The 24,772-nt window shown below is 66.6% G+C and carries 23 protein-coding genes; 9 read left to right on the plus strand and 14 right to left on the minus strand.

Features of this window, described 5'->3' with window-relative positions:
- The first annotated feature begins 37 nt into the window (after positions 1-37).
- Both IAG41_RS13240 and IAG41_RS13245 read left to right on the plus strand, forming a co-directional pair.
- Positions 38-3,361, plus strand: coding sequence for a PAS domain-containing protein (locus IAG41_RS13240; protein ID WP_187729084.1), 3,324 nt, complete (start codon positions 38-40; stop codon positions 3,359-3,361).
- 154 nt (positions 3,362-3,515) lie between these two features.
- Positions 3,516-4,805 carry an adenylosuccinate synthase gene (locus IAG41_RS13245; RefSeq protein WP_187729085.1) on the plus strand — a complete coding sequence of 430 codons (1,290 nt, stop codon included), beginning with the start codon at positions 3,516-3,518 and terminating at the stop codon, positions 4,803-4,805.
- Positions 4,806-4,829: 24 nt separating this feature from the next.
- Here IAG41_RS13245 and IAG41_RS13250 read toward each other — a convergent pair whose 3' ends face one another.
- From IAG41_RS13250 to IAG41_RS13295, 10 genes are all read right to left on the minus strand, one after another.
- The gene (locus tag IAG41_RS13250) at positions 4,830-5,099 is read right to left on the minus strand and encodes a hypothetical protein (RefSeq protein ID WP_187729086.1); all 270 of its coding nucleotides are present in this window, start codon (positions 5,097-5,099) and stop codon (positions 4,830-4,832) included.
- Between the two features lie 124 nt (positions 5,100-5,223).
- Positions 5,224-6,294, minus strand: coding sequence for a chorismate synthase (gene aroC, locus IAG41_RS13255; protein WP_187729087.1), 1,071 nt, complete (start codon positions 6,292-6,294; stop codon positions 5,224-5,226).
- A complete protein-coding gene (locus IAG41_RS13260; RefSeq protein WP_222950676.1) occupies positions 6,291-6,500 on the minus strand; it encodes a hypothetical protein in 210 nt (69 codons plus the stop codon). The genes aroC and IAG41_RS13260 overlap by 4 nt, the downstream gene beginning before the upstream one ends.
- 40 nt (positions 6,501-6,540) lie before the next feature.
- Entirely contained in the window at positions 6,541-7,344 is an 804-nt protein-coding gene (gene fabI, locus IAG41_RS13265; protein ID WP_187729089.1) for an enoyl-ACP reductase FabI, read from the minus strand.
- The gene (locus IAG41_RS13270; protein WP_187729090.1) at positions 7,341-8,303 is read right to left on the minus strand and encodes a YihY/virulence factor BrkB family protein; all 963 of its coding nucleotides are present in this window, start codon (positions 8,301-8,303) and stop codon (positions 7,341-7,343) included. The genes fabI and IAG41_RS13270 overlap by 4 nt, the downstream gene beginning before the upstream one ends.
- 6 nt (positions 8,304-8,309) lie before the next feature.
- A complete protein-coding gene (locus tag IAG41_RS13275) occupies positions 8,310-9,245 on the minus strand; it encodes a DnaJ C-terminal domain-containing protein (RefSeq protein ID WP_187729091.1) in 936 nt (311 codons plus the stop codon).
- Between the two features lie 100 nt (positions 9,246-9,345).
- Positions 9,346-10,236, minus strand: a complete 891-nt coding sequence (locus IAG41_RS13280; RefSeq protein ID WP_187729092.1) for a transglutaminase N-terminal domain-containing protein — start codon at positions 10,234-10,236, stop codon at positions 9,346-9,348.
- 6 nt (positions 10,237-10,242) lie between these two features.
- Entirely contained in the window at positions 10,243-12,720 is a 2,478-nt protein-coding gene (locus IAG41_RS13285; RefSeq protein ID WP_187729093.1) for a circularly permuted type 2 ATP-grasp protein, read from the minus strand.
- A 90-nt stretch (positions 12,721-12,810) separates the two neighbouring features.
- A complete protein-coding gene (gene ligD / locus IAG41_RS13290) occupies positions 12,811-15,234 on the minus strand; it encodes a DNA ligase D (protein ID WP_187729094.1) in 2,424 nt (807 codons plus the stop codon).
- Positions 15,227-16,096 carry a Ku protein gene (locus IAG41_RS13295; protein WP_187729095.1) on the minus strand — a complete coding sequence of 290 codons (870 nt, stop codon included), beginning with the start codon at positions 16,094-16,096 and terminating at the stop codon, positions 15,227-15,229. The genes ligD and IAG41_RS13295 overlap by 8 nt, the downstream gene beginning before the upstream one ends.
- Positions 16,097-16,192: 96 nt before the next feature.
- On the opposite strand from IAG41_RS13295, the gene pdxH reads away from it, so the two are divergent.
- From pdxH to IAG41_RS13310, 3 genes are read left to right on the plus strand one after another with little or no spacing between them, the layout of a single operon-like run.
- Positions 16,193-16,771, plus strand: a complete 579-nt coding sequence (pdxH, locus tag IAG41_RS13300) for a pyridoxamine 5'-phosphate oxidase (RefSeq protein ID WP_187729096.1) — start codon at positions 16,193-16,195, stop codon at positions 16,769-16,771.
- Positions 16,768-17,685, plus strand: a complete 918-nt coding sequence (locus IAG41_RS23235) for a cation diffusion facilitator family transporter (RefSeq protein ID WP_187729097.1) — start codon at positions 16,768-16,770, stop codon at positions 17,683-17,685. Before pdxH ends, IAG41_RS23235 begins: the two co-directional genes overlap by 4 nt.
- The gene (locus IAG41_RS13310; protein WP_187729098.1) at positions 17,682-18,497 is read left to right on the plus strand and encodes a PhzF family phenazine biosynthesis protein; all 816 of its coding nucleotides are present in this window, start codon (positions 17,682-17,684) and stop codon (positions 18,495-18,497) included. Before IAG41_RS23235 ends, IAG41_RS13310 begins: the two co-directional genes overlap by 4 nt.
- A gap of 37 nt (positions 18,498-18,534) precedes the next feature.
- Here IAG41_RS13310 and IAG41_RS13315 read toward each other — a convergent pair whose 3' ends face one another.
- Both IAG41_RS13315 and mnmA read right to left on the minus strand, forming a co-directional pair.
- A complete protein-coding gene (locus tag IAG41_RS13315; protein WP_187729099.1) occupies positions 18,535-19,446 on the minus strand; it encodes a LysR family transcriptional regulator in 912 nt (303 codons plus the stop codon).
- A gap of 426 nt (positions 19,447-19,872) precedes the next feature.
- Positions 19,873-20,982, minus strand: coding sequence for a tRNA 2-thiouridine(34) synthase MnmA (mnmA, locus tag IAG41_RS13320; protein ID WP_187729100.1), 1,110 nt, complete (start codon positions 20,980-20,982; stop codon positions 19,873-19,875).
- 192 nt (positions 20,983-21,174) lie between these two features.
- On the opposite strand from mnmA, the gene IAG41_RS13325 reads away from it, so the two are divergent.
- The 3 genes from IAG41_RS13325 (at position 21,175) to IAG41_RS13335 (ending at position 22,218) form a co-directional block, all read left to right on the plus strand.
- The gene (locus tag IAG41_RS13325) at positions 21,175-21,369 is read left to right on the plus strand and encodes a hypothetical protein (protein WP_316251149.1); all 195 of its coding nucleotides are present in this window, start codon (positions 21,175-21,177) and stop codon (positions 21,367-21,369) included.
- A 105-nt stretch (positions 21,370-21,474) separates the two neighbouring features.
- A complete protein-coding gene (locus tag IAG41_RS13330) occupies positions 21,475-21,774 on the plus strand; it encodes a DUF1153 domain-containing protein (RefSeq protein ID WP_187729102.1) in 300 nt (99 codons plus the stop codon).
- Between the two features lie 189 nt (positions 21,775-21,963).
- Entirely contained in the window at positions 21,964-22,218 is a 255-nt protein-coding gene (locus tag IAG41_RS13335) for a GlsB/YeaQ/YmgE family stress response membrane protein (RefSeq protein ID WP_187729168.1), read from the plus strand.
- A 59-nt stretch (positions 22,219-22,277) separates the two neighbouring features.
- Here the strand turns inward: IAG41_RS13335 and IAG41_RS13340 are convergent, their stop codons facing one another.
- A complete protein-coding gene (locus IAG41_RS13340; RefSeq protein ID WP_187729103.1) occupies positions 22,278-23,000 on the minus strand; it encodes an SIMPL domain-containing protein in 723 nt (240 codons plus the stop codon).
- An 88-nt stretch (positions 23,001-23,088) separates the two neighbouring features.
- Positions 23,089-23,349, minus strand: coding sequence for a GlsB/YeaQ/YmgE family stress response membrane protein (locus tag IAG41_RS13345; protein WP_187729104.1), 261 nt, complete (start codon positions 23,347-23,349; stop codon positions 23,089-23,091).
- A gap of 232 nt (positions 23,350-23,581) precedes the next feature.
- Between IAG41_RS13345 and IAG41_RS13350 the strand changes: the two genes are divergently transcribed.
- Positions 23,582-24,763 (plus strand): efflux RND transporter periplasmic adaptor subunit, encoded by a 1,182-nt coding sequence (locus IAG41_RS13350; protein ID WP_187729105.1) that lies wholly within the window; start codon positions 23,582-23,584, stop codon positions 24,761-24,763.
- The last annotated feature ends 9 nt before the right edge of the window (positions 24,764-24,772 follow it).

The following is a 24,772-nucleotide window of genomic DNA, read 5'->3' on the forward strand; positions in this document are numbered from 1 at the left end:
GGGCGGGGCACTTCGATTTCTGGACCACCGCGGCGAAATGTCGGGGCGTATCCGTGACTTCGGCTGGCGCGGGCATCCGCTGGGAACGCCCGAAACCTGGCCCGGGCCACTCAAATTCGCGCTCGACATGGCGCTGGCGTCGAGCTTTCCCACCGCGATCTATTGGGGGCCCGAGCTCCGCCTGCTCTATAACGACGCCTGGTCCGCGATCCCGGCCGATCGCCATCCCTGGGCGCTGGGTCGCGCGGGCGCGGAAGTATGGGCCGATATCTGGGACACGGTCGGCCCGCAGATCGAAAAAGTCGTGCGCGATGGCGAGGGGTTCGTCGCCTATGACCAGATGCTGCCGATGGAGCGCGACGGCCGACCCCAGGAAACCTGGTGGAACTACAGCTTCACGCCGATCCGCGACGAGACCGGCCGGGTGCTGGGCGTGCTCAACCAGGGCAACGAGACGACCCGGCTGGTGCTGGCTGAACGCGCGCGGAGCGCCGAGATCGAGCGGTTGCGCGATTATTTCCAGCAGGCGCCGGGGGCGATCGCGCTGCTCCACGGCCCCAACCATGTGTTCGAGATCGCCAATTCCGAATATCTGGACCTGATCGGCGGGCGCGACGTGATCGGCAAGACCGCCGCCGAAGCGCTGCCCGAAGTGGTGGAGCAGGGATTCATCGACCTGCTCGACCAGGTCTATCGCAGCGGCGAGACCTTCCGCGCATCGGGCATGCCGGTGCTGCTGCACCGCACGCCCGGGGCGGACCCCGAAACGCGCCTCCTCGATTTCGTCTACCATCCGATCAAGGACACCAACCGCAACAGCACCGACATTTTCGTCGCCGCCAGCGACGTGACCGAGACCGCGGCCGCAGCCGAGGCGCTCAGGCGCAGCGAGGAGCGGCTCCAGCTCGCGCTCAACGCATCAATCGGCATCGGCACCTGGGACTGGAACGCCGCGACGGGACGCATCACCGGAGACGCGCGCTTTGCCAAATTGTTCGGCATCGAGCCTGCGCGAGTATCGGGCGGCGGATCGTTCGAAGCGGTGCTGCCCTTCATCCATCCCGAGGATCGGGAGAGCCTGGGCGCGGCGGTCCAGCACGCGGTGGCCGCGCGCACGCCGCTGTCGATCGAGATCCGCGTTGTCCGCCCCGACGGCGAGATCCGCTGGCTGCTCACCCAGGGTCAGTGCATCTATAACGATGCCGGAAAGCCGGTGCGTTTCCCCGGCGTGAGTTTCGACATCACCGAGCGCAAGGCCAGCGAAGAGGCGGCGCGGACGGCGGCGGAGGATCTGCATGAGGCTATCGAAGCGCAGTCCTTCCTTCACGAGCTCGCGGACAGGCTTCGTGCGCTCGACACGCCGGATGCGATCATGCGCGAAACCGCCCACGCACTGGGCGAGCGGATGGCGCTGGATCGCGTCGGCTTCTACCGCGTCCTGAGCGAGGACAGCATCCAGTTCGGCCCGGCATGGACCAGCGCGCGATTGTCCGTGCTGGAAGGGACGATGTCGATGGAGGCCGTGGGGCCCAACGCCGACATCTATCGCTCCGGCCGAACCACGGTGATGCGCGATACCGCGCGCGAGAAGCCGGGCAGCATGGCCGCCAGGGTGGCGCCATCCGGCGTCGGCGTGCCCCTTTTGCGCGGCGGGGCATGGGTCGCGGTATTCTTCGCCAACTATGCCGATCCGCACGATTGGGCGGCGGAGGAGATCGCCTTCATCGAGGCGGTGGCCGAGATTTCATGGGACGCGGTCGAACGCACCGGGGCGATCGTCGCCCTGCGCGAAAGCGAGGCGAAATTCCGCGCGATCGCCAATTCGATTGACCAGATGGTGTGGTCGACGCGCCCGGATGGCTTCCACGATTATTATAACGACCGCTGGTACGAATATACCGGCGTGCCGCACGGTTCGACCGACGGCGAGGCATGGAACGACATGTTCCACCCCGACGATCAGGCGCGTGCCTGGAGCCTGTGGCGGCACAGCTTGGCGACGGGCGATTTCTACCGCATCGAATACCGCCTGCGCCATCGCAGCGGCCAGTATCGCTGGGTGCTCGGCAGCGCCCAGCCGGTGCGCGACGAGAGCGGCACGATCACGCGCTGGTTCGGGACTTGCACCGACATTCAGGACATCATCGACGCGCGCGAAGTGCTTGCCCGCTCGCGCGGCGAGCTCGAGGCCGAGATCGCGACGCGCACCGCGCGGCTGATGGCCGCCGAGGAGCAGCTGCGCCAGGCGCAGAAGATGGAAGCCGTAGGCCAGCTTACCGGCGGCATCGCGCATGACTTCAACAATATGCTGGCGGTGGTGATCGGCGCGCTCGACCTGCTCGAGCGGCGGCTGGCCAGGGGTCAGACCGATGTCGACCGCTATGTGACCGCGGCGCGCGACGGCGCGACCCGCGCGGCGGCGCTGACCCAGCGCCTGCTCGCTTTCTCGCGCCAGCAGCCGCTCGCCCCCGCGCCGATCGACGCCAACGAAATGGTCGGCGGGATGATTGATCTGCTGGTCCGCACGCTGGGCGAGGGCGTGAGCGTCGAGACCCACTTGCCCGCCAGGCTGTGGCGGGCGATGGCCGATCGCAACCAACTCGAGAATGTCATCCTCAACCTCGCGGTGAACGGGCGCGACGCGATGCCCGAGGGCGGCCGGCTGACGATCGAGACCGGCAATGTAGCGGTCACCGCGGACGAAGCCGAGCGCTACGAGATCGCGCCCGGCGACTATGTCGAGATCGCCGTGGCGGATACCGGATCGGGAATGCCGCCTGACGTGGCGGCGCGCGCCTTCGATCCGTTCTTCACCACCAAAGGCGTGGGCAAGGGCACCGGGCTGGGGCTGAGCCAGGTATTCGGCTTTGTCCGCCAATCGGGCGGGCATGTCCGCATCGAAACAGCGCCGGGCACGGGTACGCGCGTCTGCATCTGGCTACCGGCCGACCATGCGGCGGATCTCGGCACTCCCGAGAATGATCCGGACCGCGACGTGTCCGGAGCGCAACCCGGCGAAGTGGTGATGGTGGTGGAAGACGAGGAGCGCGTACGCGCCTTCTCGGTCGAGGCGTTGCGCGAGCTCGGCTATGCCGTGGTCGACGCGCGCGACGGCCTCGAGGCATTGCAGATGATCGAGCGCGGCCAGCCGGTATCGCTCCTGTTCACCGATGTCGTGATGCCCGAAATGAGCGGGCGCGACCTCGCCGAACAGGCGCGCCAGCGATTGCCCGAACTGAAGGTGCTGCTGACCAGCGGCTACGCGCCCGAAGTGGCGGGCGGCGCCGACGAATCGATCCTGAGCAAGCCTTTCGACATCGATCAGCTCGCCGAACGCGTCCGCGCCGCGCTGGACGGTTGAGCGGCTCGCCGATCGGAAGGCCCTTGACGCGCGGACGCGGGGGGGCCATTCGCGCCGCGGCTTCGGGACACGCCGGGCCACCCGTACAGCCCGGCCGCCGAGTCCTGTCGAAGGGCGGCTTTGGGTCCGCCCCGGCAGGCGGAGACTCGCATCCATGGCAAATGTAGCAGTGATCGGCGCCCAGTGGGGCGATGAGGGCAAAGGCAAGATCGTCGACTGGCTCGCCGAGCGCGCCGACGTGGTCGTGCGCTTCCAGGGCGGGCACAATGCGGGCCACACGCTCGTGGTGGGCGAGAAGGTCTACAAGCTGTCGCTGCTGCCCTCGGGCATCGTGCGCGGCACGCCCAGCGTGATCGGCAACGGCGTAGTGCTCGACCCCTGGGCGCTCAAGGCCGAGGTCGAGAAATTGCGCGACCAGGGCATCCAGATCACCCCCGACACGCTCAAGATCGCCGATACCTGCCCGCTGATCCTGCCCTTCCACCGCGACCTGGACGCGCTGCGCGAGGATGCCAGCGGATCGGGCAAGATCGGCACGACGCGGCGCGGCATCGGCCCCGCTTATGAGGACAAGGTCGGCCGCCGCGCGATCCGGGTGTGCGACCTGGCGCATCTCGACGACCTCGCGCCGCAGTTCGATCGCCTGGCCGCGCACCATGATGCACTGCGCGCCGGCTTCGGCGAGCCACCGATCGACCGCGATGCGCTGGTCGAGCAGTTGCGCGAGATCGCCGGCTTCGTGCTGCCCTTCGCGCAACCGGTGTGGCGGATGCTGCACGAGGCGCGCGCACGCGGCCGCCGCATCCTGTTCGAGGGCGCGCAGGGCGTGCTGCTCGACATCGATCACGGCACCTATCCGTTCGTCACCTCGTCCAACACCGTGGCGGGAACGGCGGCAGCGGGATCGGGGCTGGGCCCGAGTGCGGTCGGCTTCGTGCTGGGGATCGCCAAGGCCTATACGACGCGCGTCGGATCGGGGCCGTTCCCGACCGAGCAGGACAATGAAATCGGCGAGCGGCTGGGCACGCGCGGGCATGAATTCGGCACAGTTACCGGGCGCAAGCGCCGCTGCGGCTGGCTCGATGCGGTGCTGCTGCGCCAATCGGCGGCAGTATCGGGGATTACCGGCATCGCGCTGACCAAGATCGACGTGCTCGACGGGTTCGACGAAGTGGCGATCTGCACCGGCTATACGCTGCGCGGCGAGACGCTGGACTATTATCCCAGCAATGCCGCGGACCAGGCCGCGGTCGAGCCGATCTATGAAACCATGCCCGGCTGGTCCGATTCGACCGCAGGCGCGCGAAGCTGGGCACAGCTGCCGGCCCAGGCGATCAAATATATCCGCCGGGTCGAGGAGCTGATCCAATGCCCGGTGGCGCTGGTTTCCACCAGCCCCGAGCGCGAGGATACGATCCTGGTCCGCGATCCTTTCGCGGACTGACCCGGCGGAGAGGGGTTCGCGCTCTTATTCGGGCTTCTTGCCCTTCTTCTTCTTGTGCGTGTCGCTCGATTCGGTCGGCGCCGACGTGGTGCTGGCCGAGCTGTCCTCGGGCTTGGTCATGCTGCTGTCGGGTGCCGGGGCAGGCGCCTGGCTCGCCTCGGGCGCGGGTGCCGGAGCCGGCGTTGTCGTCTGGTCCGTGGTCGGTGGCGTCTGCTGCTGATCCGGCGTGGTCTGCGCGAAGGCGGCAGGTGCCGCGAACAGGGCGGCGGCGGTAATCAGTGCTTTGATAAACATACAGGGCAGTCCTCGGTTTGTTTTTGCCAAGGACCTTTCCAGACCTCAAATGTGTCTGTTATGTTTCAAACGAAACACCGCCAACCCAGCCTCGCCACGCCTTAACCACGAGCCGAGAGCGGGGTCAGCCGACCTGAGCGCGGTGCAGCAGCTTCTGGTCCGCCAGCACCAGCGCAACCATCGCCTCGACCACCGGAGCGCCGCGAATGCCGACACAGGGGTCGTGCCGCCCCTTGGTCATGATCTCGGTCGCCTCGCCTTCGCGGGTGATCGTCTCGACCGGGGTTAGGATCGAGCTGGTCGGCTTGAACGCAACGCGGACGCGCACCGGCTGGCCGGTCGAGATGCCGCCCGCGATGCCGCCGGCATGGTTGGCGAGGAAATGCGGGTGTCCGTCATTGCCCGGGCGCATCGCATCGGCATTCTGCTCGCCGGTCAGCGCAGCGGCGGCGAACCCGTCGCCGATCTCGACGCCTTTCACGGCATTGATCGACATGCACGCCGCCGCCAGCTCGCTGTCGAGCTTGGCATAGAGCGGCGCGCCCCAGCCCGGCGGCACGCCGGTCGCCTCGCAGGCGATCACCGCGCCCAGCGACGAGCCGCTCTTGCGCGCTCCGTCGACCAGCGCCTCCCAGCGCTTCGCAGCCTCGGCATCGGGGCAGAAGAACGGATTGTTGCCGATCTCGGCCGCATCGAAATTGGCATAGTCGATCGTATCGCCGCCGATCGCCTCTACCCAGGCGAGGATTGTCACCTCGGGGATCACCAGCCGCGCCACCGCGCCCGCGGCGACCCGCGCCGCCGTCTCGCGCGCCGAGGAGCGCCCGCCGCCGCGATAGTCGCGGAAGCCGTATTTGGCGTCATACGCATAATCGGCATGGCCGGGGCGATAGGCCTTGGCGACCTCCGAATAATCCTTCGAGCGCTGGTCGACATTGTCGATATGGAGCGCGATCGGGGTGCCGGTCGTCCGCCCCTCGAAAATGCCGGAAAGGATGCGGACCTGGTCCGGCTCCTGCCGCTGCGTCGTGAACCTCGACTGGCCCGGGCGGCGCTTGTCGAGGAAAGGCTGGATGTCGCCCTCGGACAGGATCAGCCCCGGCGGGCAGCCATCGACCACCGCGCCCAGCGCGGGCCCATGGCTCTCCCCCCAGGTGGTGAAGCGGAAGACGCGGCCGAAGGTATTGAAGCTCATGCCCGGGAAAACCGCGAACGGATCAGCCCGGCACCGGTCATGCCGATCATTATGCCAGCGATCCATCCGATCGTGGACGATCCGAGCGCATCACCGATCGAACCGCCTGCCACAATGCAGAAGATGGTCACACCCAGCACGACGATATCGAGACGCGACCAGCGCGGTCCCAATTCCGCGAGGTTGAGCAACAGCGCAACCGCCATCGCTCCGACCGACGTCAGCAGGGGATGAAACAGCATCACGCTAGACGAGCGCGATGTCCGGGGCGTCCTCGGCCTTCATGCCGATGACGTTGTAGCCGGCGTCGACATGATGCGTCTCGCCGGTCACGCCCGAGGCGAGATCGGAGAGCAGGTACAGCCCCGCGCCCCCGACATCCTCGATCGTCACGTTGCGTTTCAGCGGCGAATTGAGCTCGTTCCACTTCAGGATCAGCCGGAAATCGCCGATTCCGCTGGCCGCCAGCGTCTTGATCGGCCCCGCCGAGATCGCATTGACGCGGATATTGTCGCGGCCGAGATCGACCGCGAGATACTGGACGCTGGTCTCGAGCGCGGCCTTGGCGACGCCCATCACGTTATAGTGCGGAATCACCTTCTCGGCGCCGTAATAGCTGAGCGTCAGCAGGCTGCCGCCATTGGGCATCATCGCCGCCGCGCGCTTGGCGACCGCGACGAAGGAATAGACGCTGATGTTCATCGTCATCAGGAAATTTTCGAGGCTCGTGTCGACATAGCCGCCGCGCAGCTCGTTCTTGTCCGAAAAGCCGATCGCATGGACGACGAAGTCGATCGTGGGCCAGCGCTCCGCCAGCGTGGCGAAGGTCTTGTCGAGTTCGGTCATGTCGGAGACGTCGCACTCGATCAGGAAATCCTGGCCGAGCTGCTCCGCGAGCGGACGCACGCGCTTCTCCAGCGCCTCGCCCTGATAGCTGAACGCCATTTCCGCGCCCTGTTCATGGAGCTTCTTGGCGATCCCCCATGCCAGCGAGCGGTCATTGGCCAGGCCCATGATCAACCCGCGCTTACCCTGCATCAATCCGGTCACGTGCTTTGCACCTCTTGTTCGTGGCGTCCGTCTAGCCCGTCTTCGGGCGCTTCCGCCAGCGCCGCGTTGAGTTCGGCGCCGACGACGAGCCCCAGCCCGACGAGAAAGAAGAAGATCAGCGCGATCATCACGCCCGCAAGGCTGCCATAAGTGAGGTCGTAACTGCCAAGCGTGCCGAGCACGCTGGGGAGCAAGGCCGTCACCAGCAGCCACCAGCCGGCGGTGAATGCGGCGCCCGGCCATTTGGGACATTTGGTCTTGCGGTAGCGGCTCGGCGTCAGCGAATAGAACAGCATGTAGAGCGCGCCGAACAGCGCGATCCCCGGCGCGATGCGGCTCAACGACACGATCCGCTGCGCCTCCGAAGCCCAGGGAAAGACGCGATAGACCAGTTGCTCGACCCCCGTGAGGATCACCTGGAAGCTGAACGCCGCCATCACCAGGATCACCGAGGCGATGATCATCCCGATCGCCCCCAGACGGTAGCGCCAGAAGGGCGTGCGCGACTGGACGCCATAGGCCTGGCGCAAGATGCCGCGGATCGTCTCGATAAAGCCGGCGGTGGTCCACAACCCGACGATCGCACCGAACCACAGCAGATTGCCGGTGCGGGCGTGGAGCACGTCGAGCACCGGCTGGCGGAGCAAAGCGGCGACATCGGGCGGGACGGTGCGCAGGAACGCCTCGAGCGTCTGGATGCCCTCGCCGGTGCGCCCCAACAGGCTAGCCAGCGCCGCCGCCACGATGAAGAAGGGGAAGAGCGTGACCAGCGAGAGATAGGCAAGGTTGCCGGCATAGGTGAAGCCATCGGTAAAGGTGCCGATGGCGACGCGCTTGAGCACCACGAAGAAGCGCTGCGAGACGCCTAGATCGCTGAGATGCTGATGGATCTGGCCGCCCAGCCCGCGCCGACGCGCCTCGGGCGATTCCGGAGAGATGGGAGGTTGTTCAGAATCCACGCGGGTTCAGACGCCCATGCGACCGCGCGGGTTCCCCTTGTCTTGCCAGCCCTGGACGAACTCGATCAGTGCGTCGTCGTCCACCGGCAAATCGACCATCAGCGTGACGAGCAGGTCCCCGCGCCCGCCGCCCTTCTTGTGGAAGCCGCGGCCCTTGAGGCGGAGCACCTTGCCCGAGCTCGACCCCTTAGGAACCGTCAGCATCACCGCGCCATCGGGCGTGGGCACGCGAATCTGGCCGCCGAGCACCGCTTCGGACAGGCTGACCGGCAGGTCGAGTCGGATATCGTCGCCGACGCGCTCGTAGAAGCGATGAGGCTGGATCTCGATCGTGACGATCGCGTCGCCAAAGCCGCCCGGCCCTTCCTCGCCCTTGCCGGCGAGCCGCATCTGGGTGCCGTCCTCGACTCCCGCGGGCAATTTCAGGTCGATCGTCTTGCCGTCGCGCAGCGTGATCCGCTGCGGGCTCAATCGCGCGGCATCCTCGAAACTCACCGCGAGCTTATAGGCGACATTGGCGCCCTTGGCCGCCGGGCGTCGGCCGAAACCACCAAAGCCGCCGCTGAACCCGCCGCCACGCTTCGCGCCCCCACCGCCGAACAGACCTTCGAAAATGTCGCCGAGATCGCCATTGCCCTCGCTGCCAAAATCGAACTGGCCCCCGCCGGGGCGGAAACCGCCCTGCTGGCCGCCGCCGCCAAAGCCGAATGGCGCGGTGGGATTGCCGTCACCGTCGATCTCGCCGCGATCGAAGCGCGCGCGCTTGTCCTTGTCGGTGAGCAGGTCATAGGCCTGGGTGACCTGGCTGAAACGCTCGGTCGCCTTCGGATTGTCCTTGTTCTTGTCGGGGTGCAGCTCCTTGGCGAGCTTGCGATAGGCCTTCTTGATATCGGCCTCGGTCGCTCCGCGCGCCACACCCAGAGTTGCGTAAGGATCGGCCAATGTATTCCCCAGTTCGTCCACTCTAACCTAGTCCGCTCCTTATAGGACGGACGATGGCGCCGAACATCGGCGCGCAAGGCCTGTAGTGCAAGGGCAAGGCTCAGGCGGAGACTTGTTCCAGCGGCTCGACATCGACCGAGACGCGCAGTTCCTGTGCGCCCGAGCCGAGCACGATGCCGTCGATCGGTGCGATATCGGCATAGTCGCGGCCGATCGCCATCACGACATGATCCTCGGCCATCCAGATGCCGTTGGTGGGATCGACCCCGACCCAGCCGAGATCGGGGCCGCACCACAGCAGCACCCAGGCATGGGTGGCGTCCGCGCCGACCAGGCGGGGCTGGCCGGGCGGCGGCAAGGTGCGCAGATAGCCCGAGACATAGGCCGCGGGCAGGCCCGCGGCGCGCAGGCCCGAGATCATGATCTGCGCGAAATCCTGGCAGACGCCGCCGCGCTTCACGAATGCCTCGTGCGGCGAAGTGTCGACAAGGGTCGCGGTGGTATCGAATGCGAACTCGCGCTGGATGCGCCGGGCCAGCGCGATCCCCGCCTCCAGCACGCCGCGGCCCGGATCGAGATCCTCGGCGCACCACAAAGCGATGTCGCGATCGAGCGGGATCAGCGGCGAGGGGAACAGATAGCTAGCCGGGCTGACCGGCGAGGCGTCACGGCTGGCGCGGGCAAGCCGGGCGATCTCGCCAAGCGTGGGATCGCTCGCCTGCGGGACCGGAATCATCCGATCGACGCGGACTTGTGCGCTGCTCTCGATCGTCAGCGACCGGACCGGCGCATCGAGCACGAGGCGCACAACATTGGCCAGGCCGGCTTCGGCGCGCGCGGGCGAGGTCTCGCCGCTGGGGGTGATCGTCAGGCGATAATCCTCGATCACCTGCCCCGACCACAATATCGGCTGGAGCCGCAGGTTGCAGCGCGCGAAGGCGACCGGCTGCGCATATTCGAACCGGGTGACGTGACGGATGCGGTAGAGCATGGGTTCCTAGGCCAGAACGAGCCCTGCAGCGCGCAAGGGTTCGGCGCCCTGGAGGAAATAGCGGCGCGCGATCGCGTCCGAGAGGCGCCCAAGGCGATTCTCAAGGTCCCAGAGCATCGCATCGTCGATCCGCGTGGCGCGTGCGGTGACCATCAGCGCGGCGAACTCGCGCGCCTGCTCTTGTTGCGGCTCGGCCAGGCCATCGTCCGACAGCACCGGCAACTTGTTGAGATGCTCCGAGATCGCCCCGGCCTGGAAAGCGATGGCGCGCGGGTTGCCCGGATCGAGCGCGACCAGATCGATTACTGGCACGCGGGCGATGCCGGTCAGATACCGCTGACGATAGCTGATCTGGCTGTCGGCGAGATCGAGCAGGGTGGAAAGATCGTCGCTGGTCGCGTCCGCCCCGCCAAAGCTGCGCAGGAAGCGGATCGCGGCGCTGGCGCGCTCGATGCGGCGGCCGAGTTCGTGGAAGCGCCAGGCATCGGTGCGCGCCATATGCTCGCCCGCCAGGCCCGCCAGCGCGGAATAACGGCGCTGGAGCGATCCCGCCTTGTCGAGCAGCGAGCCGCCTGTCGGGAACGGCGCATCGAGCAGCCGGACCATGTCGGCCGATAGCCGTTCGCGGGATACTTCGCCGATCAGCTTGGCCTGGGCATTGATCGCGCGAACGCTGCGCGCGCCTTCGTCCTCCAGCGCGGTGCGCGCGAGATGGGTGAGGTCGGCACGCTTCAACGCGCGCGGCTCAGGCGCCGCACCGCTGGTCACGACGAGCGAGACCAGGCGACGAACCGTGTCGCCGGCGAGCGCAGCCCCGGTATCGGCGCTGATCGAATTGCCGAGCAGCACGCGGAGCACCGAGAGCAAAGCCTCGCCGCGCTCGAGATAACGGCCGAGCCAGAAGAGATTGTCGGCGACGCGGCTGGGCAAGGTGCCCGGATTGCGGCGGAGCTGGGTCGAATCGCCCGACGGGAGCAGCGACACCGGCGCCACCGGATCGGGACCATGGACGCAGACATCGGCCGACCAGGTACCCTCGCCCATCACCGCGGCGCGTGCGTCGGGATGCTCGCCGATCCGCGCGAAGCCGCCGGGTAGGACGATCCACTGTCCATCGGCACCGCGCGCGGCGAAGACCCGAAGCGTGAAGGGGCGCGGCGCGAGGCCGTCCTCCGCGCCGACGGGCATCGTCGACAGGCACACGACTTCCTGGCCGACATAGTCCTGCGGCCGGCGCGCCATATCCTCGAGCAAAGCGGTGCGGGCATCGCCGGTGATCGTCGAGCCGAGCGCGGCCTGGCCCTCGGGCAGACCCAGCGGCGGGTTTCCGAATGCCGGCGCTATCAGCAGCGAATCGAGATTGGCGGCGACATGGTCCCGTTCTGTGTCCTGGCCGCACCACCAGGTCGCGATGTTGGGCAGCTTGAGTGGCTCGCCCAGCAGCAGTTCGGACAGGCGCGGCAGGAAGGCGGCGAAGGCGGGCGCCTCGAGCAGCCCGACGCCGGGGGCGTTGGCGATGACGACATTGCCCTCGGCCATCGCGTCGATCACGCCGGGCACGCCGATCGTCGAGTGCGAATCGAGCGCGAGCGGATCGAGCAGGCGCGGATCTAGCCGGTCCCACAGCGCATCGACGCGCTTGAGGCCCGCAATGGTGCGCACATAGAGCTTGTCGTCGAGCACCGCGAGATCGGCACCCTCGACCAGGAGGAAGCCCAGATAGCGCGCGAGATGCGCCTGCTCGGCATAGCTGGGATTGAGCCGGCCGGGGGTGAGCAAGGCCATGCGCGGCTCGGCTCGCCGGCACAAAGCCGCCAGCCCTTCGCGGAACGCCGCGAAGAAGGGCGCATGGCGCTCGATGTTGATCCGGGTCTGGAGCCCATCGAGCGTCCGCGCCATCGCCAGCCGGTTCTCCAGCGCATAGCCGGCGCCGGCGGGCGCGCGGAGATGATCGGCAAGCACCCGCCATTCGCCCGAAGGTCCGCGGCAAAGATCGGCCGCGACGAACTGGAGGTGATAGCCGCCCGGCGGGGTGAGCCGCGCGAGCGGGCGCAGGAAGAAGGGGCTCCCGGTGACAAGCGCGGCGGGTACGTCGCCGTCGGCGACCAGCTTGCTCTCGCCATAGAGGTCCTGGAGCAAGGTCTCCATCAGCTCGGCGCGCTGGGCGATGCCGTCGGCAATGCCCTTCCATTCCGCCTGCTCGATCAGCAGCGGCACGGGCGATAGCGGCCAGGGACGCTCCTCGCCCTCGCCGGCGATGCGGAAGCCGGTGCCGATATCCTCGGCATTGCGCTGGGCGCGCTCGCGGGCGATCGCCAGATTCTCGCCGGAAAGCGCGGCCAGTTCCTCGAAGAGGCCGGCCCAGGCGCTGTCGCTATGGGCGCAGAGCATGTCGCTGGGGGGAACATGGGCGCAATAGTCCGCGATCCACCGGTCGGCGATCAGGCCGGCATCGAACAATCCGGTCGCTGCGCGGCTGGCCAAAATCGCTTCCTTCAACCCTTTGGTCGACGATGGGGCAATCCATGCTGCCTTGCAACAATGGAGATGTGCGGAGGGCTATGCCTTTCGCGACTAGAGGTCGGGCAATTCTTGCGCGGTCTCTCCCCAGCCCTGCAATGCGCGCGAAGCGGCGCGCTCGATCAGCTCGGCGGCATCGCGGATCGTGAAGCGCTTGGCGCTGTCGATATCGCGCAGCTCGGTCCAGGTGACCGGCGCCGCGACCGGTGCGCCCTCCCGGGCGCGGGCGACATAAGGGAGCACGGCGGTGCTGCCGCGCTGGTTGCGGAGATAGTCGATGAAGATCTTGCCCTTGCGATTGAGCTTCTTGAGGTTGGCGGTGAAGCGATCGGGCTCGGCCTGGGCCAGCGCACGCGCGAAGCGCTCGCAGAAGGACCGCGCCTCGGGCCACTCCGCCTTCGGAATCAGCGGCACCACGACGTGGACGCCCTTGCCGCCCGAAAGCAAAGGCCAGCTCGTCAGGCCGATGTCCGCCAGATGGTCCTTGAGGTCGACAGCCGCCTTCTTGACCACCTCGAAGTCGAGCCCCTCATCGGGATCGAGATCGAAGACGAGCCGGTCGGGCTTCTCGATATCGGCGACCAGGCTGCCCCAGCCATGGAATTCGATCGTCCCCATCTGCACGCAGGCGAGCATCCCGTCGGCATCGTCGACATAGAGATAGGGTTCGACCGATCCGTCTTTCTCGCGGACGTCGACATGATGGACCTGCTCGCCGAACGAGCCGGCATCATGCTTCTGGAAGAAGCATTGTTTCGCGCGGCCCTGCGGGCACCGGACCAGGCTGATCGGGCGATTGCCGACCCAGCGCAAAGCGATCGGCGCGACCGCGGCGTAATAATCGGCGAGATCGCCCTTGGTCAGGCCCGATTCGGGGTAGATCACCCGCTCGCGGCTGCTGATCTTGATGCTGCTGACCGGCGCTTCGGGTTGCGGCAAGGGCTTCTCGACCACCACATCCTCGGCCTTCTTGTCCTCGCGCAGTCCGATGAAGCTGGCATGGCGTACGACATTCTCAGCAGTGAATTCGGCAAAGGCGATCTCGGCGATCAGCTTGGGCTTCACCCATTTCGCGCCGCGCGCCTCCGGACGCGGGACCTTCACCGGCGGATCGTCGGTGGCGATCTTCTCAAAGCGTTCGCGCAGATCGTCGAGCGTCGCGGCGTTGAAGCCCGTCCCCACCTTGCCGGCATAGACCAGCCCGTCCTTGCCGTTGACCGCCAGCAGCAGCGAGCGGAAGCCGCGCCCCTTGGCGCTGCTCGGCGTCCAGCCGATGATCACGAATTCCTGGCGGTGGATGCACTTGATCTTGAGCCAGTTCTTGGTCCGCGCGCCGCGATAGGGCGCATCGGCGCGCTTGGAGACCACGCCCTCGTAACCCTCACGGCACATCGTCTCGAACAATTTCTCCCCGGCGCCCTGGATATGCTCGGAGAACTGGATGCGTTCGTCCACGCCCTCGAGCAACGCGCGCAGCCGTTCCTTGCGGGCGAGCAGCGGGAGTTTGGTCAGGTCCTCGTCACCTTGCGAGAGCAGGTCGAACGCGAACATCGTCAGCCCCTCGCCGCCGTTCGAGATCGCTTCCTGCAGCGTCGAGAAATCGGGCTTGCCCTGCTTGAAGGCGACGATCTCGCCGTCGATCAGCGCAGCACCGGGGAGCGTCGCAGCCGCCTCGGCGATGCCCGGGAACTTCTCCGTCCAGTCCAGGCCGGTGCGGGTGTAGATCTTCGGCCCCTTGTCGCCGATCGCGAGCAGCGCGCGATAGCCGTCATATTTGACCTCGTGCAGCCAGTCGTTGCCGGTGGGAACGGTGTCGACGAGCGTCGCGAGCTGGGGCGCATGGAAAGTGGGGAGCTTGCCCTTCGCCGCCCGCGGCGCGGCCTTCTTCACCTTCTCGGCCTTCTTGCCCTCGGCGATCTCCTGCATCGTCCGGCCGGTCTTGATGCTGGTCAGCCCGGTCTCGACCAGCGCGTCGGTCGCGCCGGCAAACTGGTCGTCGATTTTCCGCAACAGCCAGTTCTCCGCCTTCTCCTTGACGCGCGGCTTCAGGCGGATCAGCAGCCATTCGCCCTTCATCCGTTCGCCGTCGAGGCGGAAATGGAGATGTCCCTTCTCCAGGTCCTTGGCGCTCTTGCCCTCGATCGGCTCCCAGACGCCGTCATCCCACAGCATCACCGTGCCGCCGCCATATTGGCCCTGGGGGATCGTCCCCTCGAAATCGGCATAAGAGAGCGGATGATCCTCGGTGCGCACCGCGAGGCGCTTCTCGTCGGGATCGAGGCTGGGGCCGCGCGTCACCGCCCAGCTCTTGAGCACGCCGTCGATCTCCAGCCGGAAATCCCAGTGCAGCCGCGACGCATCGTGCTTCTGCACCATGAAGCGATTGCCGCCGGTGCGCGCGATCGCGCCGGCGGGCTCGGCGGTCTTCGCGAAGTCCCGCTTGGCATTGTACTTCGCGAGGGGATCGGCCTCAGGCACGCTTCTTCGCCGGCGCGCGCTTCGCCGGGGCCTTGGCCGGCTTGGTCTTCACCGCCGCGCTGGCCTTGGCGCCCGGCTTCTCCAGCGATTTCTTGAGCGCCGCCATCAGGTCGACCACGTTCGAGCCGCGGGTCGGCGCGCCGTCATCGGTCTCCTCGATGATCTTCTTGCCCTTGGCCTTCTTCTTGCGCTCGATCAGGTCCCGGAGCGCATCGACATAGCGGTCGTGAAACTGGCCGGGGACGAACTTGCTGACCTTCTTCTCGATCAGCGTCTCGGCGAGGCCGAGCAGCTCGGGATCAGGCGCATCGTCAGGGATGTCGCGGAAATAGCCCTGCGCCTTGTTTACCTCATCGGCGTAACGGAGCGTCTCCAGCACCATGCCGCGCCCGCACGGCTTGAGGCTGACGACATATTCGCGGCCGCGCAGCGCCAGCTGGCCGAGCCCGACCTTGCGGGTACGCTTGAGCGCCTCACGCAGCACGATGAAGGCCTCCTCGGCCAGATCGTCGGCGGGCACCACGAAATAGGGCCGCTCGTAATAGAGCACGTCGATCTCGTCGGCGTCGACGAACTGGGTTAGCTCGAGCGTCTTCTTCGATTCGAGCTTCACCGCGTCGATCTCGTCCTGCTCGAGCAGGACATATTCGCCCTTCTCGACCTCATAGCCCTTGACGATCTCGTCGGCCGGGACCTCGCCGATGCCGGGCGCGACCTTCTCGTACTTGATCCTCTTGCCGCTGGGCTCGTGGATCTGATGGAAGCTGATCTGCGCGCCCGATTTGGTCGCGGTGTAGATCTCGACGGGAATCGAGACCAAGGCCAGCCTGATCTGCCCCTGCCAATAGGCGCGCGCCGCCATCACTCGTTCCTCTCTCGTTGCGAGGCCGATTCAATTCCCCAATAGGCTCAGTGTTCCTCGACACAAAAATGGTCTGGCGATAGAGGCTCCTTGGCTATGTCCACCTATCCCTTCGCACTGTTCGACGCCTGGTACGCCGAAGCGCGCGCGAGCGAGCCCAACGACTCCAACGCGATGACCTTGGCCACGGTGGGCGCGGACGGCCAGCCCTCGGCGCGGATCGTGCTGCTCAAGGGGCATGGATCCGACGGCTTCGTCTTCTACACCAACCGCGAGAGCCGCAAGGCGCGGGAGCTCGGCGAGGGCAGCAAGGCGGCCTTGCTCTTCCACTGGAAATCGCTGCGCCGCCAGATTCGGATCGAGGGCGCGATCAGCCAGGTGAGCGATGCCGAGAGCGACGCCTATTTCGCTTCGCGCAGCCGCGATTCGCAGCTCGGCGCCTGGGCGTCGGACCAGTCGCGCCCGCTCGATACGCGCGAAACCTTCGAGGCGCGCTACGAGGCAATGCGCGCGCGGTTCGAGGGGGGCGAAGTGCTGCGCCCGCCGCATTGGGGCGGCTACCGAGTAACGCCGACGGCAATCGAATTCTGGCAGGACCGCGAGCACCGGCTCCACGAGCGCCGCCTGTTCACTTGGGAAGGCGATAGCTGGAACGAAGGACTGCTGTACCCGTGACCAACCTCGCCCGCCGCGCCGCGCTGGCGAGCGTCGCCTGCGCCGTGCTGCTGGGCGGCCTCAAGGCCTATGCCGCGTGGCGCACCGGATCGGTCGCGGTGCTGGCCAGCCTCGCCGACAGCCTGCTCGATCTCGTCGCGTCGCTGGTAACCTTGGGCGGGGTGCATTGGGCGGCGCAGCCCGCCGATCGCGAGCATCGCTTCGGGCACGGCAAGGCGGAGGCGCTGGCGGCGCTCTTTCAGGTCGCCGTGATCGCGATCTCGGCCTTCGCGATCCTGGTCCGCGCGGTCGAGCGGATGTTCACGCAACAGGCGAGCGCCGATCCCGAATATGGTATCCTTGTCTCGATCGTCGCGATCCTCGTCACCTTGGCTCTGACCAGCTACCAGCAATCGGTGATCCGCCGCACCGGATCGATCGCGATCGGCGCAGACCGTATCCACTACACGTCGGACCTGTTCCTCAACGGCGCGGTGATCGCGGCTTTGGTGCTGGAGAATTATGCAGGCATCCAGGGCGCGGACGCGCTGTTCGGCGTGCTCATCGCCTTCTGGCTGCTGTTCGGCGCGTGGCGCGCGTCGGTCGCGGCAATCGACCAGCTGATGGACAAGGAATGGCCCGAAGCGAAACGTCAGCGCTTCATCGAGTGCGCCGGCCGCCATCCCGAGCTGATCGGCCTGCACGACCTGCGCACGCGCACCAGCGGCGCGATGGACTTCGTCCAGTTCCATATCTGGATGGACCCCAAGATGACGATCGCCGAATCGCACGAGGTCGTGGAAAAGCTCGAGACCGAGCTCGGCGCCGAGTTTCCCGGCACCGAAATCCTGATCCATGTCGATCCCGAAGGCCAGATCGACGAGCCCGGCAACCCGATGGCCGAAACCAATTTGCTCGAGGAACGCGAACCGTGAAGCTGCCTTTCGCCCAGATCGACGCCTTTGCCGACAAGCCCTTCGCCGGCAATCAGGCCGCGGTGATGCCGCTCGACGCCTGGCTGGCCGACGAAATCCTCCAGGCGATCGCCGAGGAGAATAATGTCGCGGAGACCGCCTTCTTCCTGCCCGACGCGACCGGCCAAGCGGACTATGAGCTGCGCTGGTTCACGCCGGCGGTGGAGGTCGCCTTGTGCGGCCATGCGACGCTGGCGAGCGGGCACTTCGTGCTGAGCGCCGATCCGGCCCGGGACCGCGTCACCTTCCGCACGCGCAAGGCCGGTGTGCTCGAAGTGGCGCGCGACGGCGACCGCTATGCGATGGCGCTCCCCGCCTATCCGCCCCAGCCGAAGGCGCTCCCCGACGTGCTGCGCGCGCTCGGCATCGCGAACGCCGAGACGCTGCATCATCCGGGCGGCTACGACCTGACCGTGCTCGACAGTGCCGAGGCGGTGCTGGCGCTGACGCCCGATTTCCGCGCGCTCGCCGCGATCGGCGATACGCTCAACATCGTCACCGCCCCGGGCCGCGCCCCCAGCTCGGAGGCCGGGGCAGGCACCGATGTGATCAGCCGCGTCTTCGCGCCCGCCGCCGGGATCGACGAAGACCCGGTGACCGGCTCCGCGCATTCGGTGCTCACGCCTTATTGGGCGAAGCGCCTGGGGCAGGACAGCTTCACCGCCTATCAGGCGTCGAAGCGCGGCGGCCATGTCGCCTGCACCCTGGCCGGCGACCGCGCGATCCTGGGCGGCAAATGCGTGACGGTGATCGAGGGCGAGTTCACGCTCTGACCTTCGGGGTGCAGACATCCGCTGCGCATGTCGGGGACTAGGAACTCAATCGGGGTGCGTTGACCTCATTCAGCTTATTCCGCAGCCGCGGCGCGATCCAATCGATGAAGGCGCGAACTTTGAGAGGCAGAAGCCCCTGTTTCGCATATATGATATGGATGGGAAGCGGCTCGGCCGGATAGTCCTTGAGAAGCTCGACGAGTGCGCCCGACCTAAGGTGCTCGTCGACGATGAAGTTGGGCAGCCTGATTATCCCAAGGCCCCAGATCGCAGCGTTGCAAGCATCCGTGGCATCGTTCGCGTGCACACGCCGTACCGGCTCGGCGGCGGGAACCGACGCGCTTCCGAATATCCAGGCGCGTGCGAAATGGCCGATCTGAACGCCGTCATGCCCCACCAACTCCGCTGGCGTCCTCGGCGTGCCTCTGCGCTGCAGATATTCGGGGCTGGCGCAGGTTAGTATGCCGGTAGTGCCGACCTTCATCGAGTAGAGCGCGCTGTCGGCCAGATGGCCAATTCGTATACCGACATCGACCCGCTCTTCGACAAGATCGACGAAGCGATTTGCCGTGATGATGTCGAGCGTAATCTTGGTGTGCTCGCGAAGAAATTCATAGACGAGCGGGAGAACGATCCTGCGGCCAAATTCGTCGGGTACGGTAAGCCTCAGTTCGCCCCTTGGCTCCTCATATTCGCCCGATGCGCGTAACTCGGCTTCCTTGATCTGGCCGACGACCTGGCGAACGACTTCGACATAGTCACGTCCGGCGTCCGTGAGTTGGACCTTACGGCTCGTGCGGATGAGCAGCCGCGTGCCGAGATGGCGCTCGAGCTCGGCGACTTTCCGGCTTACGCTTGGCAGCGGCGCATTGAGCTTGCGGCTTCCCGCCGAAATGCTTCCCGCGTCGACGACCGCCAGCAGCACCTGCATTGCGTCGAGGCGATCCATGAAACCTCCGCATCTGTGCTCTGCGGCAGTTACTCTCTTTGCTCCCCTGGCACAAAAGGAAGGACCGCGGGCGGTTTGGGCATGACGAGCGGCCGACCAAGCCGCTTTCTAGTCTCCGCAAATGGATCGCCAACAGCCATTCCGGTTTCCGCGACTGCGACGTGGTTCGTCACTCCGACTCACATCGGCGCACCCGCCGAAAGCCCCCCGGGGACTGGCAATGTAGGATTTCGTCTGCTTCCTGCTGGCGGTGCCGATGCGGATTGCGACGACTATGCGATTCCGGACGCCCCAAGCGCATTTCCGCGGCCGGCGACCGCGCCGGTCGCGCGCATGCGGATCCGGCTTTCGAATCCGGGGAAGGTGCATTCGCCCCGACATCCCCGTTACCTTCGTTACCTTTGGAGGGACCGGTATCCGCGCCGGTCAGGCGGGCAGGAGCTCGGCACGTTCGGTCTCGGCGATCCAGCCGCCGCCGAGCACGCGGTCGCCAGCATAGAGCACCGCCGCCTGGCCCGGCGCGACTCCATATTCGGGGGTCTCGAACACGATTCGGTCCCCCTGCTTGCGCGCCGGCACCGGCTTGGCAAGCGAGCGGACCTTGGCGGTCATCGGCCCGGCATGGTCGCCCGCGAGCCAGTTTATATTCTCGATCCGCGCGGCGCGCACCGCGAGCGCGCGCCTGGGGCCGACAATCACGTCGCGCGTCGCCGGATCGAGGCGCAGCACATAGAGCGGTTCGGGGCTGCCGCCGATCTCGAGCCCGCGGCGCTGGCCGACGGTGAAATGGATCAGGCCCTTATGCTCGCCGAGCTTGTTGCCGCTCTCGTCGACGATGGCGCCGCCCGCCTCGGCCTCGGGGCGCAATTTCTTGACCAGCGAGGCATAGTCGCCGTCGGGGACGAAGCAGATGTCCTGGCTGTCGGGCTTGCCCGCGACGCCCAGCCCCAGCTCGGCGGCGAGCGCGCGGACCTCGGGCTTGGGCATGCCGCCCAGCGGGAAGCGCAGGAAGTCGAGCTGCGCCGCGGTGGTCGCGAACAGGAAATAGCTCTGGTCGCGCGCGGGATCCATGGCGCGGTGGAGCTCGGGGCCCTCGGCCCCCTCGACCCGGCGGACATAATGTCCGGTCGCCAGGCAATCGGCGCCGAGATCGCGCGCGAGCGCGAAGAGATCGGTGAATTTCGGACCCATATTGCACTTCACGCACGGGATCGGCGTGCGGCCGGCCAGATATTCGTCGGCGAAATCGTCGATCACCGTCTCGCGGAAGCTGCTGGCGTGATCGAACACATAATGCGCGATGCCCAGTTTATCGCACACCGCGCGCGCGTCGCGGATGTCGCGGCCGGCGCAGCACGAGCCCGCGCGGCCCACCGCTTCGCCATGGTCGTAGAGCTGGAGCGTGACGCCGATCGTCTCCGCGCCCGAGCGCGCGGCGAGCGCGGCGACGACCGACGAATCGACCCCGCCCGACATCGCGACGACGATTCGCCGCTTGGTCAGCGGCCCGCTCAACTGGAAATCTCCGGGGTTCATCGAGCCCGCACATAGGGGCAACCGAGCCCGGGTTCCACCCGGAGCTGCACCTAAACGTTTCGAACACCGAGGTTAAGCGCCCGTTTTCAGCGCCTTTACTGCCCCTTCAGGTCTCTTCGCTAAGAATGGCCAACCTTAGAGACGAATGGGTGTGCGAACGTGGATTTGAGTTTTGCCAGGCTGGAACGCGATGTGGCGGTCACCGCCATGCCGACCAGGCTGGCGGTGCTGATGGTGGGCATCGCCGCCCGCCAGGCGGCGAGTCCCACGGCGCGAATCCAGGCCAGGATTTCTTTTTCGGTCCCGGTCGAAGCGTTGCTGGCGCCTGTGCACGGCGCCTTTCACCGCGTTGCCGCGCAAGCGCTAACGCGATGGCAAGAGGAGTGAATCGACTGTTTACCGTGCCATTTTAGCCGTTGTTCAAGTGGCGCGTTTATCGGTCGTTTCAGAGTTTGAGTAACTGGGTGCCCCCGCCCCATTCGAGGTTGGTAGATGATTGAGAACCAGAAAATCCGTCCCGCGAAAGTCATCGGCCCGCTCGGCGAGCCGCTGACGCTGGAAACACTGCCGCCGCCCGAGACGACCCGCTGGGTCGTCCGTCGCAAGGCGGAAGTCGTTGCCGCGGTCAATGGCGGGCTGCTGAGCGTGGACGAGGTCTGCGAGCGCTACAACCTTACTGTAGAGGAATTTGCGGGCTGGCAGCGCGCAATCGATCGATCTGGCATGCCGGGGCTGCGCGTGACGCGGATTCAGCACTATCGGTCGCTCTACGAACGCCAGCAGAAATACTGATTGCCTCCCTCGAGGCTCGACGCGGCCCGCTCTCCGGTCGAGAGTGGGCCGTTTTTTTGCCCGCCACCGACGAGCCGAAGGAAAGTTCCGCCAGCGCATCGAAATTTCGGTACGGAACCAACACGACTGGTCACGGATTAGTTCACCGTCTGCCCGGCTGGCCGGGCTAGCAACGGAGGGACTATTATGGTGGGTCTTCTTATCTGGCTCGTCATCGGCGGCGTTGTCGGCTGGCTGGCGAGCATCGTCATGCGTACCGATGCCCAGCAGGGCATCTTTCTCAACATCATCGTCGGCATTGTCGGCGCATTTATCGGCGGACTGTTGTTCGGCGGCAACATAAACAGCGGCGTGATCACTCCGACCACGTTCCTGGTGTCGCTTGTCGGCGCAATCATCCTGCTGGCGATCGTCAACCTCGTTCGTCGCGGCGCCGTCCGCTAACAGACGCAGGTTCGATAGAAAAAGGGGCTACCCCAGCCGGGGCGGCCCCTTTTTCACGTTCATTTGAGCAGGAAGCGTACCGTGATCGTCGCGGCAACCTGCTGCTCGCCGGGTGCCACTTCGCTCTGCGCCTTGTCCTGGGCCATGGCTTGCGCCCGCATCATCACGGGCATCGGCGGCATCGGAGCGCTGCCTTCGGAGATCGTCAGGATGCGCTCGACGCGCAACCCCGCCGATTCGGCATAAAGCGTCGCCCGCGCCTTGGCCTTGGCCACCGCGTCGCGGCGCGCCTCGTCCATCGCGGCATCGGGCTTGTCGATCGAAAGCGTGGGGCCGGAAATATTGTTGGCACCCTGCTGCACCAGCAGATCGAGCACGGGGCCGCTCTTGGCCACGTCGCGGAAGCGGATCGAGACCTGGTTCGACGCCTGGTAGCCGGTGATCGCCGGCGCTTCGTTCTGGACATAGCGATATTGCGGGCTGAGCGAGATCGCCGAGGTCTGAATGTCGCGCTCGGCGACTCCTGCCTTGCGCAACGCCGCGAGCACGGTGCGCATCCGTTCGGCATTCTGGCTCATCGCCGCCGCGGCGCTGGGCGCAGTGGTGACCACGCCCGCCTCGATCAGCGCCAGATCGGGCGTGCGGGTGGTGGTGCCGGTCACCGACACGTCTAGAATCGTGCCGTCGATCGGCGCGTAGGGCGGGCGCATATCCTGCGCCGTCGCGGGCAGCGTTGACAGCGCCAGCGCCGCAAGCGTGGCGGGCATTAGGGTCCGCATCATCTTCAACATCTCCCGAACAGTTTTGTCCTGCGCACGGCCATGCCGAACGCAGGACAAATGCGACATGAACGCAATCGTCAGCGCCGCGTCAGGTTCGGCGCGCGATCAGGAGCCGGTAGATCACAAGCAGCACGACCGCTCCCGCGGTTGCCGCAGCATAGGCCTGCCACGTGCTGTCGCGGACTTCGATGTGAAGCAGTGGCAGGAGATAGAAGGCCAGCAGCGCGCCGGCGATGCCGAGCAGGATCGTGACGATGATGCCGCCCGGATCCTTCCCCGGCATGATCAGCTTGCCGAGTGCGCCGGCCACAAGGCCGATCAGAAGCCATCCTAGGATACCGCTGGGCATCTTCTCTTCTCCCGTCATGACCCGTTGACCCGAGCCTGGGGAAAGCTTGCGCCATGCGTTTGCGAATGCAAACCGTTTCTTAGAGGAAACAACCCGAGATACTTGCGCAATCTGGCGGACACGGGCATTTGCCGCGCCGCATGCGAAACGGCTCTTGTGGTCGGTGCCTTATTCATCTAATACAGTGCGACCTGGGGCAGCGGCTTGCATGGCCGAATCGGGATTGTCGCACATGAACTACGAGGCAAAGATGTTGGGACGGCAAGAGCGGCTGGAGTTCACCGGCGACGAACCGGCGCGGCGCAGCCGCCGCTGGATCTGGATCGGCCTCGCGGTGGTGATCGTAGTGGGCGTGGCCGCCTTCTTCATGATGGGCAAGCCCAAGGCGGACACGCCCAAGGGCGGCGCGGCGCAGACCCAGTCGCAGATCCCGACGGTCACCGTCGCGGTTCCGGGTCGCCAGAACGTGCAGACGATCGTCACCGGCACCGGCAGCCTCGCGGCACGCCGCGAGATGCCCGTCGGCGTCGCGGGCGAGGGTGGCGTGGTCACGCGCGTTCTCGTCGAGCCGGGCAGCTGGGTCGCCAAGGGTCAGGTGCTCGCCACCGTCGACCGCTCGGTCCAGGTACAGACGGCCGATTCGCTCGCCGCATCGGTGCGCGTGGCGCAGGCCGACGCCAAGCTGGCCCAGTCCAATCTCGAACGCGCCCAGAAACTGGTCGGGAACGGCTTCATCTCCAAGGCCGATATCGACCAGAAGACCGCGGCGCGCGATCAAGCAACCGCCCGCGTCCGCGTGGCGCAGGCCCAGCTCTCCGAGACCCAGGCGCGCAACCGCCGACTCGACATTCGCGCGCCCGAAGCGGGCCTGGTGCTGACGCGCCAGGTCGAACCCGGCCAGATCGTCTCCGCGGGCTCCGGCGTGCTGTTCCGCATGGCGATGGGCGGCCAGATGGAGCTGCGCACCCAACTCGCCGAAAGCGACATCCAGCGGCTCCACGCCGGTGCCCAGGCCGAAGTGACGCCGACGGGCAGCACCCAGATGTTCAAGGGCGAGGTGTGGCAGGTCTCTCCGGTGATCGATCCGCAGACGCGCCAGGGCATCGCCCGCGTCGCGCTCAGCTATAATCCGGCGCTGCGCCCGGGTGGCTTTGCCAGCGCGCGCATCATCGCCGGTGGCAACGCGGCGGTCTCGCTGCCGCAGTCCGCGGTGCAGAGCGATCCCGAGGGAAATTACGTCTTCATCCTCAACGACAAGAACGAGGCGGTGCGCCGCGCGGTCACCACGGGCGATGTCTCGGAGAATGGCGTCGCCATCGCGAGCGGCCTGAACGGCACCGAGCGTGTCGTGCTGACCGCGGGCGCGTTCCTCAATCCCGGCCAGAAGGTCATTCCGATTCTCCAGAAGAAGTAAGGCTGCGTC

The sequence above is a fragment of the Sphingomonas sp. JC676 genome (assembly GCF_014489075.1).
In the GTDB taxonomy this organism is placed as follows: Bacteria; Pseudomonadota; Alphaproteobacteria; order Sphingomonadales; family Sphingomonadaceae; genus Sphingomonas.